Below are 18,088 nucleotides of genomic sequence, written 5' to 3' on the forward strand. Positions count from 1 at the left end.
GCGAGCGGCGTGGTGGGCGGCCTGGATTACGGTGCGGGAGCGGTGCAGGTCGACGCCGGCCTGGCGCCACCGCCAGCTGGGGACCGACGACCACGCCTTTGGGGTCGGTGGCACGCGCATGCCCTGCGGGGCGGGGCCGGGCGCTTCGGTGCCATGCGCCCGCACGAGGCGACCGAAGGCGGCGTGGGCGTCCAGACCGACGACGCGCTGCTCGATGATTGCCGGGACCAGCGCTTCGAACAGCCGCCCGGTGCATGGCACACGCAGGCCGGGCATCCGGCGCAGCGCGCGCTGGAGAAAGGGGTGGTCAGGCCGGAACAGCTCGGGGTGATCCCCAGCGCCGAGTTCGGTCGGGATGGTGTCCACCAGCTCCCGGGCCCCGAGGCCCCAGGCGTCGATCGTCAGGTCATCGAGCCGATGTTGCCGGATGCGATAGCTGACCGGCCCTGTGGAAGTGAGCGCGGTGCGCCAGAGGGCCCGGTCGGGCGTGACGCGGTGGGTGGGATCGTGGTGGCCGCGGCGCAGAGCGGCCAGCGTCCGTCGTGCGTCGACGGGGAAGCCGGGCTGCCAGTGGAGCGACTCGTCCGGTGGCTGGAGCATCTGGCTGCTTTCAGGAGGGCCGAACTCTCTCGGGGTCGTGCCCATCGGATCAAACGGGCACAGCCGCCATGCTGGGCACACGCCGAAGGTCGCGTGCAGCATGCACGGAGGGAAGCAGGGCGCACCTGGGACGAGCCGGGGCTCCGGCGGGCGTCGAGTCGTGTCGGCGCTGCCGGAGCGGGCCCATGCAGAGGCCGAGCTGGATCTCCAGCGCGGACAGGCGCTGGTGTTCGGCGCCGGATTCGATCCGGTGGCTGGAGCGTTCCTGGCGCAGCTGCTGGTTCTTGTCGGCTTGCACGTGGATCTGACGCATGATCGGGTCCTCGCTGGTTGAGGCGGGTGAAGTCGCGGGGAATCGCCTTTCAGAAGTGGCTGAAGTGGACTCCGCCCCGTTGATGCGGTGGTGCTGCGTCAACGGGGCTTCTGGGACAGCTATTTGGCGCAGACACCCTTTGGGCTACCGGGAGGCCCTGCTTTCATGTGCGGCGACTGCCGCACTCACCTGATCGAGACTCCAGTTCGACCGGCACCTCTCGAGATCGGAACGACAACGGCCACTCAGCCCAGAGGCGAAAGGCCACGAACAAGAGCAGCGGAATCGGCGTCGGTACAGCCGCCCACGGCGGCGGCTATACCGACGTTGCCACGTCGCCACTCGATGAGGCCAGTACTCGATGAGGCCAGTGCTTCCATGACCGACATCACCCCAGTACGGACCTGGCCGGGCGACACCTTGAGGGTGCGCGTATGGGACGGCACGTCGGCAATCCTCTGACGGTGAGGCTCGTCATGATTACTCGCCATGCTGGCTCTTCCCGGCCACGCTTGTCACCGGGCTGCGTGCAGCGAGGACAGTGATCACGGTGGCAACGAGGGCGAGTGCCCCGTACCCGAGGGCGATCTGCGGTAGCGAGAAGGTGTTCGAGAGTTGCCCGGAGATGAAGCTGAGGAGGGCGGCGCCAACGTAGCAGAGGAGATAGATCGCGCTGAAGATCGGTGCCCGGTCGGCAAGGGTGCTGCCGTACAGCAGGCCGTGGGTGGCGGCACTGATGGCGATGCCTTGACCGGCGCCTGCCACGATGGTTGCGGCGATGAACAACGCCAGTGTGCCTACGTCGATCGCTGTGATGATGCCGATCCATCCGACCAGGAAGATGATCATGCCGATGCGTTGGGCCGCCGCGGACGTGAATCGGCCGCCGAGGGGGGCGCCGAGAACGCTGGGGGCCATATAGGCGGCGAACACCAGTCCGAGGATGAGTGAGCTGCGGGTGCGGAGTTGATCTTCGACGAGCGCAGGCATGAAGGCCTGGTAGAAAGCCCCGGTCGTCCAGGTAGCCACGAACACCGCGGCCGCGACGGGAAGCAGCTGCCTGACCCGGGCCGGGACGCGGACCTGGGGTACCAGTGATCGCCAAGTGCCGGGCGTCGGCTTCGCGGTCTCCGGGCTGATGACGATGAGTGCGGCAGACAGGAGGAGGAGACCGGCGGAAGCCAGGTAGATGAGGTGCCGTGGCCAAGGGCCGAACTGGACCAGGGCGCCGGAGGCGATCGCACCGATAGAGAGGCCGAGCATCGGTCCTTGGCTGGACGCGACAGAGGCCAACCAGGCCGGCCTGCTAGGCGCGGCGTCGACGATGTAGGAGGTAAGGCTGCTGCTGGCCAACCCGGTACCGACGCCCATCAGTAGCCGAGCGGCCAGCAGAATGCCGATGTCGTGCACGTTCAGCAGCAGCAGACAGCCCAGCATGAGCAGGCCGAGGCTGGCGATCGCGGTGAGCCGTCGGCCCAGATGATTGGACAGGCGACCCAGCACCAACAGTGCAGCGATAGTGCCCACTGAGTTGGCGACGACGGCCAGCGCGATATCGGCGTTGGTGAACCCATCCTCAGCGCGATAGACGTTGAACAGGGGAATCGGCGTGACCAACGCGGCGAACGAGGCCACCAGGGAGACCACCGCAGATGAGAATGCCAGCCGGAGTGTTCTGCCCCCGCGAGCAAGGTTGATCACTGGTGCCACGTCTTGCATCGAGCCGTGCCTTTCCATTGTTGCGTCGTCGTCCATCTCGTTTACGTCGATCCACGGCGCCCTCTTGCCGACCAATGTCGCGATCTCGCCCGCTCCTCGGCGGCCTCCCGGCGCAGCCGGCTGCGCCCGCATGAGCCGCTGCCGCCGGAGGCCACTCCCGCCTGGCCTACAGCGACGAGGAGAAACAGACCGCCACCGGCTTCTGGTGCGGGTCTGTTTCCAGTCGACCAGCGCTCGATCTACAGCGTGTCTATGTCCGATGCAGACGCCGCACCGTCGGTTGGTCGAGCGCCACCCGACTCCCCCCGGCGCGCCTGGAGGCGCCCACGGGCGAGAGGGCCGCGCTGCCTCGCCGGTCGGATGCGCGCACCGGTGCTGGTGGCGCTGACTCTCCTGCGGTCGGCCCGCCGTACTACGTACCTGTCGGGAGCAGGGCTCCCGTACCGGGTTCGGGCGGGCGTCCAACCAGGGTGGGCGCATTTCGGGCACACAGTATGGGCCGTCTCCCACGGGGCGCGACGTGGACCCGAGGCCTGACGAGGTCCGGCGATGACCCGGGCTTCTGGGACCGGAGCGCCTATTCTGGGAATACACGGATACAGCCTCTACGGAGATCTCTCGCAAGAAGAGCGCGAGGGTGGGCCTCATCCCGGGAATCAGGCGAAACCGGGGGTGTACCGGTGCGTTGAACGTCCCTCCGCACCGCTGGCGACATCGCCATCGGCACCTGTGATCCGCGAGACGTCGTAGGTGGCACGGTAGGTGGGCGGCCAGAAAGACCAAAACCGCCCTTGATCGTCTATTCCCCCTCTCCTGACGATTGGCTCCCTTTCTGGACGTAGGTGGTGCGCCCGTCGTGAGTGAACATCTGTGTTGTCCCGTCGGTTCAGGTGAATGGTGCTCTCGTCACCGCTTCCGCGATGTCGGCTGCATTGATGCGGTCGCCGTGGCTTTCCGCATGTCCCTCAGTCCTGGACACAGGCTCCAATCAGGGTGTGCGTCGCCCAGGCGCGGACAGGGGCAATGTTCACTACGTCAGACCCAGGGCGGGCTTCGCGCTGCTCGCACTGTCGAACCCTGTCGACCAGCGCCGCAGCACGGGATCATCCGCTGATGCTTGTCGAACGGTTCTCCGCCATCCTAACGTGGACTCGATCGTCCAGTTCAGTCGATCCCAAGCAGTGGCGCACCCATCGGGGCCACGGGGCGGAGCACGCGGCAGCGAGCGGCGGTTGCAGGACGCGAGTGAGAAGCAAGAAACTCAAGCCTGCACAGGCCGTTCCGGTCGTGGACGGGATAGGGTCGGCGTCGCGCGTAGATACTTCGGGGCTGTGGCCGGGCAAGTCTCTAAGGACGATCAAGCCCGCCAGCCCGACCTGCCGGGTGACATGGCTCCGTACTAATGTGGACTCGAAGGTCCAGTTACGACCGGGACCGTGCGTGCCGCGCAGGCAAAGACCGGATGCAGGGAGGTGCCGAATGAAGGCGATTGTGGTGAGGGACCAGGCCGCGGGAACGGCCGGGATGATGCTGGAAGAGCGCCCGGAGCCGGAGGCTGGCGGGAACGACGTTCTCGTTGAGGTGCACGCGTCGGGATTCACCCCCGGTGAGCTGACGTGGCCCGGGACCTGGACCGATCGGCTCGGCCGTGACCGGACGCCGTCGATCCCTGGTCACGAGGTTGCAGGGGTGGTCAGCGCTCTTGGCTATGGCACGAGAGGCCTGTCGGTGGGACAGCGGGTGTTCGGGCTCGCGGAGTGGACTCGCGACGGCACCCTGGCGGAGTACGTGGCCGTCGAGGCGCGTAACCTCGCGCCGCTCCCGGGGGATGTCGACTTCACCGTGGGCGCGAGCCTGCCGATCTCGGGTCTGACCGCGTGGCAGGGGCTGTTCGTGCACGGCCGCTTCGCGGTGGGGCAGAGCGTCCTCGTGCACGGCGCGGCCGGTGGCGTCGGCTCGATGGTGACGCAGCTCGCGCGTGAGGCCGGTGCCTACGTCATCGGTACCGGACGTGCTGCCGACCGGCGGACCGCACTCGACTTCGGCGCGCAGGAATTCGTCGATCTCGACAACGATGCACTGGAAGACATCGGCGGAGTCGATCTGGTCTTCGACGTGATCGGCGGTGACATCGCCAAGCGGTCAGCAGGCCTGGTCCGAGCCGGAGGGATGCTGGTGACGATCGCCGGCCCGCCCGAGGTGCAGCCCAAGGAAGGCCTGGCAGTCGATTTCGTCGTCGAGGCCGATCGAACGCAGTTGGGTGAGGTCGTCCAGCGGGTCCGGGATGGTCGGTTGCAGACGAACATCGCCCAGGTCGCGGACCTCGACGAGGCCGTTGCCGCTTTCAACCCCACCGAGCGAGTCAAGGGGAAGACGATCATTCGCGTTCGCCGGTAAGTACACGGAGTACCCCCGGGCCAGCAAGCAACGAAGGAACAACCCATGACCGAGCCGACCGACGAGACCCGCTACGCCATCGAGTACCCGGACGAGGCGGGCTACCCCGACGGGAAAAGCACCCTCAGTCAGGACCAGGCTGTCCTCATCGACGAGGTGATCGATGATCCCCACGCCTCTGCGTTCGACTTCTACGTCGTCAACGACGAGAAAACCGGCATCTACGAGGCCATCGTCGGCGACACCGAGATCGCCGGCCTGCCCTACAACGTCGCCGGCGACGACCGGCTCGTGCTGCTGGCCACCTCGGTGCTCCCCGAGTACCGCAGACAGGGCATCGCCACCGAGCTGATCCGACGCGTCCTCGGCGACGTGCGCACGCGAGGAAAGACGGTCACCATCATGTGTCCGATCGTGCGCACCTTCATCGAGCACAACCGCGAGTATGCGGATCTCATCGACCCTGAGCACCCGGGGGTGACCACAGGGTCGCACCAATCCTGAACCAACCCGCCGGGCTCCCCCGGCAGAAAGTGTTCGACAGTGACGACCAACATCGAGGCCGAGGCGGCCTTTCGTGAACAGAACAACGCGGCCCTCATCGCCGCTCTGGACGAGACCGGTCTCCGTGAGGCCGAGTCCGCCTGGGAGCTCGATATCGCCAACGACGCGGAGCGCGGTCGGTGGACCGCGTCTCTCGGTCCCGAAGCGATCGCAGAACTCCAATACCGGTTCGTCGGCGGCCGCGTCGTACTGTTGACGACCTGGGTCGACCCCGCCTACCGCCACAAGCGAGTAGCCGCGGAGCTCATCGCTCGCGTGCTGAACGAGATCGGCGAGAGCGGAAAGAAGATCACCATCATCTGCCCGGTTGTGGGCGAGTTTATTGCCCGCCACCCGCAATACCTCCATCTCATCGACAAGGTTCATCCGGGCTCCGGCGCCCACCCACAGCACGAACCCGCAGACGGGCCAGACCACCAGCACGGTCCCGCGGGCGGCCCGGACGACGAGAGGCAGATCGCCGCGCTCGAGCACGACTGGATGTAGCTGTCCGTCTTCAAACGTGCTTCGAGTCGTCCAGCAAGTCCGGAGGTGGCTGGCGCGGACGGGCATCCGCAGCGCCTCGACCGCCGCCGATGCCGTCGGCGCTTTCAATCCGACCGAACGGGACAAGGGCGAAGGCAACCATCCGGGTTTCGTCCATCTGGACGCGGAGAGAAACAGAGATCCCCCGTTATCTCGTACAGGAAGTAAGCGAGGACTGTTACGGAGAGAGGTATTCAGATGAAAGCGATCGTGGTGACCGACCGTGCCGCGGGAACGGCAGGGATGAAGCTGGTGGAGCGACCCGATCCGGACACGGCGGGGCTCGCTAGTCTTGAAGGCGCGAACTACGGCGATGTCGTCGTGGAAGTGCATGCGTCAGGATTCACCGGGGATGAGCTGGAGTGGCCCTCGACCTGGATCGATCGCCTCGGCCGTGACCGCACGCCGTCGATCCCGGGCCACGAGGTGGCCGGCGTAGTCACCGCCCTCAGCTATGGCACGGCGGGGCTGTCGGTCGGACAGCGGGTGTTCGGACTCACCGACTGGACCCGCGACGGCACCCTGGCAGAGTTTGTCGTCGTCGAGGCGCGCAACCTTGCGCCGTTGCCTGGCGACGTTGACTTCACGGTAGGTGCGGGCGTCGCGATGACTGGCCTGACCGCTTGGCAGGGGCTGTTCGAGCACGGCCACCTCGGGGTGGGGCAGAGCGTCCTTGTGCACGGTGCGGCCGGCGCGGTCGGCTCGATGGCGACACAGCTCGCACATGAGGCCGGCGCCTACGTCATCGGTACCGGACGCGCTGCCCATCGTCAGCTGGCGCTCGACTTCGGCGCACAGGAGTTCGTCGACCTTGAGAACGACGCGCTGGAAGATGTCGGCAGCGTCGACCTGGTATTCGATGTCTTCGGCGGTGCCATCGGGAAGCGATCCGCGGGTCTGATCCGAGCCGAAGGAATGCTGGTGACCGTCGCCGGGCCGCCCGAGGCGCGGCCGGCCAACGGTCGGGCGATCGACTTCGTTGTCGTGTCCGACCGCGTGCAACTGAGTGAAATCGCGCGGCGCGTGAAGGACGGACGGCTACGGACGAACATCGGCCAAGTCGCAACCCTCGACGATGCTGTGGCCGCCTTCAACCCTACCGAGCGGATCAATGGGAAGACGATCATCCGCGTTCGTCCGTAAGGAGGGCCCAGAGGCGGCGACCGTCCTTCCTCAGGTATGGCGCTTCGGCGATCTCCCTTACGTGCCCGCTCGTAGGGGAGATCGCGCATGTACTCGCTTCGGGGGGTGGCGGAGGACGTGAGCGCGCGGCAGCGCCGCAGGGCCGACCACCTCGGCTACGAGGCCGGCGACAGGTGGCCCTCATCGATACCCGCTCTACAGCGTGGACGGGAGCTCTTGATCGGCCCAGACGAGCTTGCCGCCCATTGCGGAGCGGAAGCCCCACCTGCTGGACAACTGGGCGATCAGGAACAGTCCGCGGCCGTTTTCGTCGACGATGCGGGCATGGCGCAGGCGCGGGTAACACTTTCCGCTGTCAAAGACTTCGCAGGTCAGGACTTGGTGCTGGATGAGCCGTAGTCGGATCGGGCCGGCGCCGTGGTGGATAGCGTTGGTGACCAGTTCGCTGATGATCAGCTCCGTGGTGGGCACGAGCGGCTCCAGTCCCCATTCGCTGAGTTGATGGACGGCCAGGTGCCGGGCGGCGCAGACGACGGCCGGCTCGGTTGGCAGGTCCCAGGAGGCAATGTGGGTTGGCTCGAGTGTGTGGATCCGGGCAAGGAGCAAGGCGACGTCGTCAGATGCTGCCTGAGTCGGCACGGTTTCCATCACTGAGGAGCACAAGTCTTCCAAGGACTGTTCAGGTTGTGCCAGGGCGGTACCGAGGCGGCGCATGCCGACCTCGATGTCGTCGTCACGGGATTCGACCAGGCCGTCGGTGTAGAACGCGAGCAGGCTTCCTTCGGGCAGTTCCACTTCCACGGCGTCGAAGGGGACCAGCCCGAGGCCGAGGCCGAGTGGGGCTCCGGTGGGCAGGTCGGGGAAGGTGACCTCGCCGTGTGCGTCGACTATCGCGGGCGGGGGGTGCCCGGCCCGTGCCATCGTGCACTGCCGGGTGGCCGGGTCGTAGACGGCGTACACACAGGTCGCGCCCATAATCGCGGGGATCTGATCAGGGGCGCCGTCATCTTCCCCGGTCAGCTGCCGGACGCTGTCATCGAGGTGGCTCAGCAGTTCGTCGGGGGGCAGGTCCAGGTCCGCGAGCGTGCGGACGGCGGTGCGGAGCCTGCCCATGGTCACCGCGGCGTTGATGCCGTGTCCGACCACATCACCGACGACGAGGGCCACCCGGGCACAAGGCAGCGGGATCACATCAAACCAGTCGCCTCCGACACCGGCGTCCGTGTCGGCCGGCAAGTAGCGCCCGGCCGCCTCGACGGCGACGCCGCCCCTCAAGCGGTGCGGTAGCAGGTTGCGCTGGAGGGCGAGGGCCGTGCTGCGTTCACGCGTGTACTGGCGGGCGTTGTCCAAGGACAGCGCGGCCCGGGTGACCAGTTCCTCAGCCAGGAGTAGGTCATCCTCCTGGAATGGCATCGGGTCCTCGGTGCGCGCGAACAAGGCCACGCCCAACACGGAGTGCCGGGCACGGATGGGCACGATCATCACGGAGTGCACCCCGTTCTCACGGATCTTTTGCGCCCGTCCCGGGTCGTGGTCGATCCATGTGCCAGGGGTGGTGTCCAGTACCGGTTCCAGGTGGGACCTTCCCGTGCGTAGTGCGCTGGCGAGCGGCGAGTTTGGGGGGACGGAGATTTCCTCCCCTCGCGCGAACGTCGCCTCTGGTATCCCTGGGTGGATCGAGGCCAAACCGGCACGTCGGAACACGCGGGGGCGATCGTACGTTGTGTCGTCCTGGGCAGGCTCTTTGCGGAATGGAACCGACTCTGCCAGGTCGACGGTGACGTAGTCGGCCAACAGGGGCACGGCCAGGCTGGCCAGTTCCTGTCCGGTCTGCATGACGTCCAGGGTGCTCCCGATGCGCGTGCTGGCCTGGCTGAGGACGGCAAGGCGCTCGCGCACCCGCTGGTTGCTGGTGACATCCACGGTCAAGGAGCAGACCCCCAGTGCCTGGCCGTCCGCGTCCTGGAGGCAGAAGAACGAGGCCGCGAATGCGTGCTCCCGGCGCGGATCTTCGGGCGGCCATGCCCGGTACTCGTGGACCGCGGAAGTGCCGCTCGCCAGCACCTGCCGCATCACGGCTTCAAGAGCTTCGGCCTCGAAGCCGGGCAGTGAATCCTTCAGGCGGCGTCCGAACCTCTGGTCACGGGAAATGCCGTCATGCTCCATCGTGTCGTTCATCCACGTACAACGTAGCTGTGGGTCACGAATGGCGATGCCGATCGGCGCCCGGGCAAGCAGCGACTCCCGCACCGATCCGTTGATCATCCCCGAGGAGAACGCGCCTATGTCGGTCAGGGATACCAGCCACTGGTGGGTTGCGTTCTGTCCCCACAGCAGCCAGAGGCGCAGGCTCAGCTTGAGCGTGCGGCCGTCGCGGTGGCGGACCGCCGCGGTGCCGGACCAGCCGCCTTGGGCACGGCACTGCTCGGCGAACGCTGATACCCCCCGCGCCTCCTCGGATGACGGCAGAACGAGTGTGGCGGATCGGCCCACCACGTCCTCAGCGCGGTACCCAACAAGGTGCTGAGCGGCTTGCGTCCACGCGACCACCGTCCCTTGTTCGTCGATCACCGCTATCGCCGCGTCGGATATCTCGCGGAGTCCCAGCGGCTCCAGCAGTGCGGTCTGGTCAGGGCTCATCATCATGGTTCCCATCAGATGCGTCGCGCCCCGACCGTATGCGCGCGTCTACCCTCACGTGCGGACCATTCTCTGAGCAAAAGACCGGACCACTTCGCGCCGAACGGCCAGGCGGGCCCCTGGGCGCCGCCTGCCGGACCGGTTGCACCGCGAAGCGCCACGTCGCATGTTCGGGACGCCACGCTCGGGAGCGGGTCAGCCTCGATTCTGGGTGCGGAAATTCGAGCGGGGTGGTGGCTGCGCAGGGGGAGAGCGCAGGTCACGGTCCGCAGCCGGCCCTGCGTGACAGACGTCTGTACCCCATGGTGATGCCCATGGCGATCTTGTATCAGGTGTGCAGGAGCAGGGTCGGGACTGGCACGGTGGCGCATAGTGCGCTTGGTTTCCAGCCCTGCCGCCTCAATCCCTGCACGCGTTGGGTAGGGCAGCCAGCGAGGTGCCTGCTGAGCAAGGTCGTCGAGCAGCTCGACGTGGAACTGCTGAGGCTAGGTGTCGACGAGATCCAGGACCGCGCCAAGGCGGGTCTCGATCACACTCGTCTCGGTCCGCGGCCCACGACACACCCCCGGCGCGATGTATCTACCGGTCCCTCTCCGCTCGCGCAGAGGCGGCGCCCGAGTCACGCAGCCTGATCCCCACATCACAACGTCAAGTCGAGAAGCCCTGATCCCGCGAACGAGTCGGTCGGCTCAACCCCGAAGTGAACCAGAGAATGTGGGCAACAATCGTCCATAGTCTGGGACCGTCGCGGACTGCACGCGCTCCCGCGCGATGGCCAGCGCCTCGGGCGCGGCATCGACGGCGGTTTCCGACTGTGTCCGGGCAGCGGGCAGGAGGGTCCACTGACCGGTTCCGCAGGCCAGTTCCAGCAAGTCCCCCGACACTGGAAGACGGTCGATCAGCGGCAGCAGCCCCAGCACCTCGCCGCGCTCGGTGTAGACCCGGTCGTACTCGGCCGCGCGGGCCCGGTAGTAGGCGATCTGCTCCCGCACAACAGCATCGGCATCGTTGCCGCCCATATAGACCACCGTAGCCACAGTTCGAGAGTGCCCACAGTGAGTTGTCGGCAGGGTCAACTACACGGCGAAAGATGCCTGATGCGGCACTAGGGCGGCCCGCCTGCCCCACAGGACAGCCGATTCGTGCTAGCCCACGACGACGAATCAGACTGGTGCGCGCCGGAGGAATCGCCTCATCACCGGTTCCGGTTGCTGTGACGGGGACTCGGAGTGCGGCGTCTCGGGGTTCGTGGGTACAGTCAGGAGTAGACCTTTCTCACGCAAGACCAAGGTCAGGAAGGCTCCCGTTCCAGCGGGGTCAGGGCTCGATCCGGCGTTCGGTGACGTATGAGCCGGTGATCCCTGAAAAGCGAGGCTTTCAGATGCGCAAGGCAATATCTTCCCTGGCAGCGGCCGGTGTGCTGGGCCCGTCGATGGGCGGGTCCCGACAGCGGCAGCCGCAGCCCCAGACTCCGGCTCGCCCGGCTTCCGGGCGGAGTTGACTTCGATCCCGACGAACAACGTGACCGGCTCGGCACCGCGACCGTGTCCCTTTCTGGTCACAAGGTCACCGTGAGGATGACCGTGAAGGGGCTCCTAGCCGGAGTTCCGCACGCGGCCCACATCCATATCGACGGCATGGGCATGTGCCCCATTGCGGCTGCGGCCACCAACCTCAACGGGCACATCGCGATCAGTACCACCGACGGCATGGAGTCTTACGGCATGATCGGCCCGTCGCTGGCCACCAGCGGCGACACTTCCCCGGCCAGCGCGCTGGCGGTGACCCGCTTCCCCGTGGGCAGCTCCTACCAGTACTGGCGCACCATCACCGTCAACAACGACGTGGCCAGCACTACGACGGCAGCGGCAAGTTCACCAACGTGCTGGGCCCCAGCGAGTTGGACCCCAAGCTGCCCCCAGGTCGCCACCGCTCCCTCGCTGTGCGGCACGCTGAAGGCCATGCCCGCAAAGGGCGCCGCGACCGGCTAGCGCGCCACCCCTACAACGGTGCGCTCGCCGAATACCTCATCCGTGCTGGTCAACCTTGAGCACCTCGTCGAACAACTGCGGGAACCCGATAGCCGCCCGGCAGCCGGCGTTGTCGAGGTACATGACAAGGTTCTTCGCGGCCTGGACCACCCAGGATCCGGTCGGATGCGCGGTTGCGCCCAGGATCCGAATCCGGCGGTTCGCGTGCTCAAACACGGCGAACACGTACAAGCGGGTCCCGGACAGGGTGACCGTTTCGAAGAAGTCACACCAGCGTCAACAAGGTCCCCTGGAAACACTCGCCAGTGAGCTGGAGACGAAGCGCAATGCACAGGAAGATGTCCAACGCTCGTAGGAAACTGCGAGCTCAGCTGATAGCCGGTGGACATCTCAGCATGGCGGGCTGGGGCACGGGCGGCCATGTCGGCCCGGGCTGCGCTGGCACCAGGGGCTCGCACCGTCGCCGCATCCCAGGGCCCCCGCGGCCGTCTTTCCCCGGAGAGATGAGTAGGAAATTATTTTCTGGAGGTCGGAGGTAAGAATTCGCTCCTGTCGGCCGCCCACTCTCGAAGAGATCCACAGGACTCGTAACACGATCTGGTCGGATTCGGGTCTTGGCTGACGGCCGACTCCAGTCATCAGACGAGAAGGGGAGTAGAGGCATGGTTCGAACGAGGTACCGACTCCAGGTAAGGGAATCATGAGCACCGGAATAGGAAAGATCAGCAGGCTCATCGCGCTTATTACAGCTGTGGTGGCTCTCCTGGTGGGCTCTGTGGTCTCGGGCGTCGGAGCATGGGGCGAGACTCGCGAGCATGACTCCGTGGCGGCACGTCCAACGTCGTCCTTCCCAGAGTCTCGGCCACCCGCTGGTTTTCAGTCCAAGTTCGCGGAAGTAAATGGCTTTCGCATGCACTACCTGCGGGGTGGTGAAGGTTCTCCTGTGGTGATGATCCACGGGTTCCCCGAGGATTGGTCTGAGTGGCGGCAGGAGATGGGTCCGCTCGCCAAGACCCACACCGTGATCGCCGTCGACCTGCGTGGTGCTGGTGAGTCCCAGGTCACCGAGGGTGGCTACGACGCAGCGCAGTTGGCGAAGGACGTGCATCAGCTGCTGACACAGCTGAAGCTCAACGACGGCGTGCAGGTTGTCGCCCACGATGTTGGTATGTGGGTCGCCTACGGCTATGCGGCGCAGTTCCGGTCGGAGGTGCGGAGCATGGCTGTGATGGAGGCTCCCATCCCGGATAAGAGTATTTACACCTACCCGGCGCTCAACGCCGACCCGAGCAAGCCCTCGCCGTGGCACTTCGGCCTGTTCCAGCTGCCCCTCGCTGAAAAGCTCATGGCCGGTCACGAACGCGTCCTCGTCCACGACATGATGCTTGAGTACGTGGCGGGCGACAAGTCGCCGTTTACGGCGTCGAACTTTGACTACTACGCCCACTTCCTGAAGGAGCCCGGCCGCGCGACGGCCTGGATGAATGTCTACCGTGGGCTTCGCACAGATGTGCAGCAGAACAAGGAGTTCCTGGCTCAGGGCAAGTTGAAGATGCCCATCCTCGCGATCGGTGGTCAGTATTCCTTCGGCTCAGGGGTCCCCAATCAGTGGCATGAGTACGCCGTGAACGTCCAGGGACGCGTCCTGAAGCATACGGGCCACTTCGTGAACGAGGAGAGGCCGAAGGAAGTGACGGCTCTGCTGCGCTCCTTCCTGCAGAAGTAGCTTTCACCGTCAAGGGATGAGCAACAATCCCTACGGACTGCGGGGAGTATCTCTGTGGGTGGGGTCGCGCCGGTGGTTACGAGTATCTCCACCGGCGCGACCCGGCGGCGGAGCGGTCGAGGGACCGAATGAATAGGCCGTGGTTCACCGCCCGGGTGCGCGACGGCAAGTAGTGGAACCTGCACGCGCGTTCGAATCAAGAGAAGTACTCAGAACAAACATGCATATGAGGCCGCCGAGAGGTGGGCCGCGATGAAATGGGGCGTGATGGCTGAAGAGCCCATCGACACCCGACTGCTGGAACGACTGACCGAGCAGGTGCAAGACCTGGACCGTGACGCGCGGCGGATCACACGTGATGTGCTCGCTGACTACGCCGAGCAGACGATGACGTACCGCCGTTGGTGGCAGCGCGGCGGGGTCCTCATGAGTGGAGCCGCTGCGGCGATGCTCTTCGGCGGGTCTCGCGCCCTAGGTGTATTGACCTGAAGCGTTGTTCACACGGCTGATTGGTGGGTGGCCGCCGAGTGCGGTGTGGGCAGCGGTGGTGGTTGTAGGTGTGGAGGAAGTCTGCCATGGCTTCGGTCCGCTCGGTGTTGCTCGTGCAGGGCCGCAGGTAGGCTCATTTGTCGAGCAGAGTGCGGTTGAAGCGTTCGACGCGCAGACGGCAGATCCGCTCTTCCCCCGCTGCCGGAGCGCGGTGCGGCGTCCTGTGGGGCCGGCTGGAACGGTCGTGCAGGCCGATCTCGCCCTCTCTGCCCGCCAGCGACGCAGCCACTTGTGGGCGGTGACCCGCGAGACTTTCATTTCGGCTGCGACATGCGCGACGGGACGGCCGGTAGGGACACGCTCGACCAGGAGCCGCCTGCCGTGAACGGTCAGCCGGGCATTACGGTGGGACACGAAGACCTCGTGCGGTGCAGTCCTAGACAGCTCCACCACACCGAAGGTCTTCGCCATGATCAAGCCCCGCAGGCGTCAACAACGCTCGTGATCTCTTCGGGGCGTGTGCGGCCGCGGTGCGAACCGCCTGGTCAGCGTTGCCCGAGCCGACGTATTCGCCGCCGCATCAGCCCGCGGCGCTGAGATGTCCGCCGGCTATCAGCTGGGCTCGCAGTTTCTTACGGGCGTCGAACATCGTCTTGTAGAGCGCGTTGCGGTTCGTCTCCATCTCACTGGCCAGCGCTTCCAGGGGACTCCGTTGACGACGGCGCTGAAGTCCTGCCGCTGGCGGCCGCTCAGTGTCTGGATTGCGTCACGCACGGCTTCGGCCAGCTCTCACGCCTGCCAGTGGCTGGCGGGGTCGATATCGGAGCGGTCGGGCACTTGCGCCCATTCATCCACCCTCCGCGTGTAGATCAAGTCCGCGGCGTGCTCGAGGATGCGACCTCGCGCCGTCAGCCCCTTGCCCGTGCGCCCGCGAAGATCACGCGATCCATCGTTCATCTGCATGGCACCACCCGATTCCGTGGATTGGGCTCAGCGGCCCAACGCGACCATAGATTGGGCTTGACAGCCCAGTCGACGTCGCGTTCACTGTGAGTGGGCTAAACAGCCCAGACTGATACCGTCCGGAGGGCCACCACCATGTCTCGTCTCACCACGCCCGAGCTCACCGACATCGACGCCAAGACGCAGGGCACGCTCGGCGCCATCGCCAAGCAGTTCGGCTTCGCTCCGGGCATGTTCACCACGCTCGCCGCCAACCCGACCGTCCTCGAGATCGTGATGGGCCTGCAGGGCAGCATCGCGAAGCTCCTCGACGCGAAGACCCGCCACACGATCGCGCTGGCCACGTCCCACTCCAACAACTGCGACTACTGCTCGGCGCTGCACGGATACATCTCCGCGAACCTCGGAGGCATGTCCACCGAGGAGATCGAGCTGGCCCGCACCGGCGGCTCCACCGATCCCAAGCGTGCCGCCGTCGCTCGCTTCTCCCAGCAGGTGATCGAGACCCGCGGTCAGGTGGACGATGAGGCCATCGCCGCGGTCCGCGAGGCCGGGTACACGGACGCCGAGATCCAGGCGATCGTCACCGTCGTGGTCGTCACGCTGCTCACGAACTACCTCAACAACGTCAACGACACCGTCGTCGACATCCCCGGTGCGGGCGCGTAACCAGCGACGTCGCGACCGCGTCGACTGGCACGGAGGTCGCCCCGATGAAATCGATGTTCACCACCTACTGACGTGGCTCCGACGCCCAGAAACCGCCTCCTGACCCGATCCCTCCGAACACGAAACGAAAACCAACCATGGATCTCAACAATCTGATCACCAAGCACCTCACCCGCTACTTCGACCCGAACAAGAAGATCCCGGAGGAGACCTTCCAGCTCCTGCTGCGCTACCTACGCACCTCGCCGACGACGATCAACATCCAGCCGAACCACTTCCATGTGCTGGAGTCGCAGGCCGGCAAGGACAAGCTTGCAGACGCTCTCGTCGGCCGCTTCGCGGACAACGCGGAGAAGGTGCGGAACGCGTCGCACGCGATCGTGTTCACGACCCGCAAGACGATTCCCGACGAGCACTTGCAGGAGATCTTCGCGAAGGAGCGCGCGGACGGTCGCTTCGCGGACCCGGAGATCCAGAAGGGATGGGAGGCTGGAGCGTCCGACTTCGTGGAGATCCAGTCGGAGAACTATGGCGGCGACGTGCTCCACTGGCTGGAGAAGAACACGTACCTCGTGGTCGGCGCGACCATGATGGCCGCCGCTTCTCTCGGAGTCGACGCCACCCCGCTGGAAGGGTTCGACCGCGCGACGATCGACGAAGCGTTCGGCCTCACCGACACCGACTTCACCACGACGCTGCTCGTCGTGCTCGGGTACCCGGACGAGGCGCGCGTCTCTCGCCAGCCGGTCTCGCGCTTCGACGCCGAGAAGATCTTCACTCACATGTGACGAACTGAGCGGGTGCGCGATCGGCGCGCCTGCTCGGTTCTGGGGGACTCGACTGTCCGGCGCCCGCAACTCCGCCCGACGGGCGCCGGACAGTCGACCTCCACCGACCTCGAGGAGGCCAAGATGCACGCAGACAGGACAGTCCAGAACCGCGCGGCCGCGCGCGCCGCAGAGCTCCCGGGTTCAGAGCACACGCACCAGTTCACCGGCGACTGGGAAGTGTGGAAAGTCGGCGGCAAGGTGTTCATGTTGCAGACATCGATGCCTGGCGAGCCGGTCGTGATCCTCAAGGCCGATCCCTCAGATGCCCAGACGCTCCGCGCCTCGCATACGAGCATCTCTCGCGGTTACCACATGAACAAGAAGCACTGGATCACCGTCAGACCTGGTGCGGATATCGAGCAGGCGTTGGTGGACGACCTCGTGACCGAGTCGTACCTGCTCGTCGTCGCGGGCCTTCCCAGACAGAGCCGCCCGGTCGACCCCGACACCTTCAGCTCCCTGCCGTCCGCCGACTGACCGACGCGGCGCCAGACAAGAACAAAACCGGGCTCTTCGCCGATCCGGAGGGGATCATGGCGTGAGTCCGTCGGCGGCCAAAGGGTGTTGCACAAGGCTCTGAACTGGGCGTCTCCCCTGTATGGCTGGGGTGTTAAGGACTGACCGCGTGTGGGTGGAGACGTTCACGGGGCTGCGGGTGACGCAGCTTTTTCGGCCCTGTTGAAGGTGGTGCGGGAGCGGGGTGGCAATGGCAGGCTGCGGGGACGGCCGTGGTCCTTGCCCCCTGGCCGAGCGGGTCCTGATGGTGGCGGTGTACCGCACAAACTTGACTGCGGCAGCTGGGTCCGCTGTTCGGTGTCTCCTCCTCCACGGTCTGCCGTGTGATCCAGCGGCTGGGACCGCTGCTGGCACTCGAACCGGTCTCCCGCCCGGCTGACGCCCCGGACTGGATGTGGATCGTGGACGGCACACTCGTCCCGGTCCGCGACCGGGGTGTGGGCGCCTCCTCCCGTACTTACCGGTTCTCGGCGAATGTACAGGTCATTGTGGACACGGAGACACGGCTGGTGATCGCCGCAGCCCGGCCGGTACCGGGCACCACAGCGGACGCACACGCCTGGCGTGTGCCTGGGCTCAGCGAGCACTCTCAGGGAGTGACGGTGCTGGCGGACAGTGCCTACCTCAACTGCGGGATGGCGGCGCCGCACCGCAAACGTCCTGGGTGGCCCCTGTTGAAGGCGGAGGAAGAGGACAACGCCGAGTACCGCAGGGTCCGTGCCCGGGTGGAAAACGTCATCGGCCGGATGAAGGACTGCAAGATCCTCCGCGACTGCCAGCAGCGGGGCGAGGGTCTCCATCACGGAGTCCAGGCCGTTGCCCACATGCAGAGCCTTGCCCTCGCATCATGACCAGGCGACCCGGTCGCGGGCTCTGACCTGCCCGAGCACAGCCTCGTGCAACACCCTTTAGACGTCGTCTCATTTGGTGAGTCTGCGGTAGCAGATGAGGCTGCAGGCGATGGCGGTGAAGGCCAGGAAGTGCTCGGCCTTGCGTTCGTAGC

The 18,088-nt window shown here is 66.0% G+C and carries 16 protein-coding genes and 2 pseudogenes; 11 read left to right on the forward strand and 7 right to left on the reverse strand.

What is annotated here, in order from left to right:
* Nucleotides 1-649 precede the first annotated feature (649 nt).
* Complete coding sequence (locus ACIRC0_RS38095) at nt 650-913, reverse strand: DUF2630 family protein (protein WP_403626218.1); 264 nt, start codon at nt 911-913, stop codon at nt 650-652.
* Between the two features lie 480 nt (nt 914-1,393).
* Complete coding sequence (locus ACIRC0_RS38100; protein ID WP_403626221.1) at nt 1,394-2,668, reverse strand: MFS transporter; 1,275 nt, start codon at nt 2,666-2,668, stop codon at nt 1,394-1,396.
* A 1,443-nt stretch (nt 2,669-4,111) separates the two neighbouring features.
* Here ACIRC0_RS38100 and ACIRC0_RS38105 point away from each other — a divergent pair.
* The 4 genes from ACIRC0_RS38105 (at nt 4,112) to ACIRC0_RS38120 (ending at nt 7,261) form a co-directional block, all read left to right on the forward strand.
* Entirely contained in the window at nt 4,112-5,029 is a 918-nt protein-coding gene (locus ACIRC0_RS38105) for an NADP-dependent oxidoreductase (RefSeq protein ID WP_403626224.1), read from the forward strand.
* A gap of 45 nt (nt 5,030-5,074) precedes the next feature.
* Nucleotides 5,075-5,533 carry a GNAT family N-acetyltransferase gene (locus ACIRC0_RS38110; RefSeq protein WP_403626227.1) on the forward strand — a complete coding sequence of 153 codons (459 nt, stop codon included), beginning with the start codon at nt 5,075-5,077 and terminating at the stop codon, nt 5,531-5,533.
* Between the two features lie 39 nt (nt 5,534-5,572).
* Nucleotides 5,573-6,079 carry a GNAT family N-acetyltransferase gene (locus ACIRC0_RS38115; protein WP_403626230.1) on the forward strand — a complete coding sequence of 169 codons (507 nt, stop codon included), beginning with the start codon at nt 5,573-5,575 and terminating at the stop codon, nt 6,077-6,079.
* Between the two features lie 237 nt (nt 6,080-6,316).
* Entirely contained in the window at nt 6,317-7,261 is a 945-nt protein-coding gene (locus tag ACIRC0_RS38120; RefSeq protein ID WP_403626233.1) for an NADP-dependent oxidoreductase, read from the forward strand.
* 195 nt (nt 7,262-7,456) lie between these two features.
* Here the strand turns inward: ACIRC0_RS38120 and ACIRC0_RS38125 are convergent, their stop codons facing one another.
* Together ACIRC0_RS38125 and ACIRC0_RS38130 are read right to left on the reverse strand one after the other, a co-directional pair.
* On the reverse strand, nt 7,457-9,907 hold the full coding sequence (locus ACIRC0_RS38125; RefSeq protein ID WP_403626236.1) for a SpoIIE family protein phosphatase: 2,451 nt from the start codon (nt 9,905-9,907) through the stop codon (nt 7,457-7,459).
* Between the two features lie 683 nt (nt 9,908-10,590).
* Nucleotides 10,591-10,920 carry a methyltransferase domain-containing protein gene (locus ACIRC0_RS38130; RefSeq protein WP_403626239.1) on the reverse strand — a complete coding sequence of 110 codons (330 nt, stop codon included), beginning with the start codon at nt 10,918-10,920 and terminating at the stop codon, nt 10,591-10,593.
* A gap of 558 nt (nt 10,921-11,478) precedes the next feature.
* Between ACIRC0_RS38130 and ACIRC0_RS38135 the strand changes: the two genes are divergently transcribed.
* A complete protein-coding gene (locus ACIRC0_RS38135) occupies nt 11,479-11,892 on the forward strand; it encodes a hypothetical protein (protein ID WP_403626242.1) in 414 nt (137 codons plus the stop codon).
* A 36-nt stretch (nt 11,893-11,928) separates the two neighbouring features.
* Here the strand turns inward: ACIRC0_RS38135 and ACIRC0_RS38140 are convergent, their stop codons facing one another.
* The gene (locus ACIRC0_RS38140; RefSeq protein ID WP_403626245.1) at nt 11,929-12,123 is read right to left on the reverse strand and encodes a hypothetical protein; all 195 of its coding nucleotides are present in this window, start codon (nt 12,121-12,123) and stop codon (nt 11,929-11,931) included.
* Nucleotides 12,124-12,592: 469 nt separating this feature from the next.
* Here ACIRC0_RS38140 and ACIRC0_RS38145 point away from each other — a divergent pair, with 469 nt between their 5' ends.
* The gene (locus ACIRC0_RS38145) at nt 12,593-13,618 is read left to right on the forward strand and encodes an alpha/beta fold hydrolase (protein ID WP_403626248.1); all 1,026 of its coding nucleotides are present in this window, start codon (nt 12,593-12,595) and stop codon (nt 13,616-13,618) included.
* Nucleotides 13,619-13,885: 267 nt separating this feature from the next.
* Complete coding sequence (locus ACIRC0_RS38150) at nt 13,886-14,107, forward strand: hypothetical protein (RefSeq protein ID WP_403626250.1); 222 nt, start codon at nt 13,886-13,888, stop codon at nt 14,105-14,107.
* On the opposite strand, the pseudogene ACIRC0_RS38155 reads toward ACIRC0_RS38150, so the two are convergent.
* Nucleotides 14,090-14,521: pseudogene (locus tag ACIRC0_RS38155) on the reverse strand (leucine zipper domain-containing protein). The gene ACIRC0_RS38150 and the pseudogene ACIRC0_RS38155 sit on opposite strands and share 18 nt — an antisense overlap.
* A 375-nt stretch (nt 14,522-14,896) precedes the next feature.
* Entirely contained in the window at nt 14,897-15,070 is a 174-nt protein-coding gene (locus tag ACIRC0_RS38160; protein ID WP_403626253.1) for a hypothetical protein, read from the reverse strand.
* A gap of 135 nt (nt 15,071-15,205) precedes the next feature.
* On the opposite strand from ACIRC0_RS38160, the gene ACIRC0_RS38165 reads away from it, so the two are divergent.
* The 4 genes and pseudogenes from ACIRC0_RS38165 (at nt 15,206) to ACIRC0_RS38180 (ending at nt 17,936) form a co-directional block, all read left to right on the forward strand.
* Nucleotides 15,206-15,739, forward strand: a complete 534-nt coding sequence (locus ACIRC0_RS38165) for a carboxymuconolactone decarboxylase family protein (RefSeq protein ID WP_403626256.1) — start codon at nt 15,206-15,208, stop codon at nt 15,737-15,739.
* A gap of 137 nt (nt 15,740-15,876) precedes the next feature.
* The gene (locus tag ACIRC0_RS38170; protein WP_403626258.1) at nt 15,877-16,527 is read left to right on the forward strand and encodes a nitroreductase family protein; all 651 of its coding nucleotides are present in this window, start codon (nt 15,877-15,879) and stop codon (nt 16,525-16,527) included.
* Nucleotides 16,528-16,650: 123 nt separating this feature from the next.
* Nucleotides 16,651-17,046 (forward strand): MmcQ/YjbR family DNA-binding protein, encoded by a 396-nt coding sequence (locus tag ACIRC0_RS38175; protein ID WP_403626261.1) that lies wholly within the window; start codon nt 16,651-16,653, stop codon nt 17,044-17,046.
* Nucleotides 17,047-17,167: 121 nt separating this feature from the next.
* Nucleotides 17,168-17,936, forward strand: a pseudogene (locus ACIRC0_RS38180) (transposase).
* Nucleotides 17,937-18,088 lie beyond the last annotated feature (152 nt).

Origin of the sequence: Streptomyces sp. NPDC093984 (genome assembly GCF_044764595.1) — a bacterium.
Classification (GTDB): domain Bacteria; phylum Actinomycetota; class Actinomycetes; order Streptomycetales; family Streptomycetaceae; genus Streptomyces; species Streptomyces cynarae.

What these genes read in the sequence shown, in the direction of transcription:
- ACIRC0_RS38095 (WP_403626218.1), bottom strand. Translation starts at nt 913, where the DNA reads ATGCGTCAGATCCACGTGCAAGCCGACAAGAACCAGCAGCTGCGCCAG.
- ACIRC0_RS38100 (WP_403626221.1), bottom strand. Translation starts at nt 2,668, where the DNA reads ATGGACGACGACGCAACAATGGAAAGGCACGGCTCGATGCAAGACGTG.
- ACIRC0_RS38105 (WP_403626224.1), top strand. Translation starts at nt 4,112, where the DNA reads ATGAAGGCGATTGTGGTGAGGGACCAGGCCGCGGGAACGGCCGGGATG.
- ACIRC0_RS38110 (WP_403626227.1), top strand. Translation starts at nt 5,075, where the DNA reads ATGACCGAGCCGACCGACGAGACCCGCTACGCCATCGAGTACCCGGAC.
- ACIRC0_RS38120 (WP_403626233.1), top strand. Translation starts at nt 6,317, where the DNA reads ATGAAAGCGATCGTGGTGACCGACCGTGCCGCGGGAACGGCAGGGATG.
- ACIRC0_RS38125 (WP_403626236.1), bottom strand. Translation starts at nt 9,907, where the DNA reads ATGATGATGAGCCCTGACCAGACCGCACTGCTGGAGCCGCTGGGACTC.
- ACIRC0_RS38130 (WP_403626239.1), bottom strand. Translation starts at nt 10,920, where the DNA reads ATGGGCGGCAACGATGCCGATGCTGTTGTGCGGGAGCAGATCGCCTAC.
- ACIRC0_RS38135 (WP_403626242.1), top strand. Translation starts at nt 11,479, where the DNA reads ATGACCGTGAAGGGGCTCCTAGCCGGAGTTCCGCACGCGGCCCACATC.
- ACIRC0_RS38145 (WP_403626248.1), top strand. Translation starts at nt 12,593, where the DNA reads ATGAGCACCGGAATAGGAAAGATCAGCAGGCTCATCGCGCTTATTACA.
- ACIRC0_RS38150 (WP_403626250.1), top strand. Translation starts at nt 13,886, where the DNA reads ATGGCTGAAGAGCCCATCGACACCCGACTGCTGGAACGACTGACCGAG.
- ACIRC0_RS38160 (WP_403626253.1), bottom strand. Translation starts at nt 15,070, where the DNA reads ATGCAGATGAACGATGGATCGCGTGATCTTCGCGGGCGCACGGGCAAG.
- ACIRC0_RS38165 (WP_403626256.1), top strand. Translation starts at nt 15,206, where the DNA reads ATGTCTCGTCTCACCACGCCCGAGCTCACCGACATCGACGCCAAGACG.
- ACIRC0_RS38170 (WP_403626258.1), top strand. Translation starts at nt 15,877, where the DNA reads ATGGATCTCAACAATCTGATCACCAAGCACCTCACCCGCTACTTCGAC.
- ACIRC0_RS38175 (WP_403626261.1), top strand. Translation starts at nt 16,651, where the DNA reads ATGCACGCAGACAGGACAGTCCAGAACCGCGCGGCCGCGCGCGCCGCA.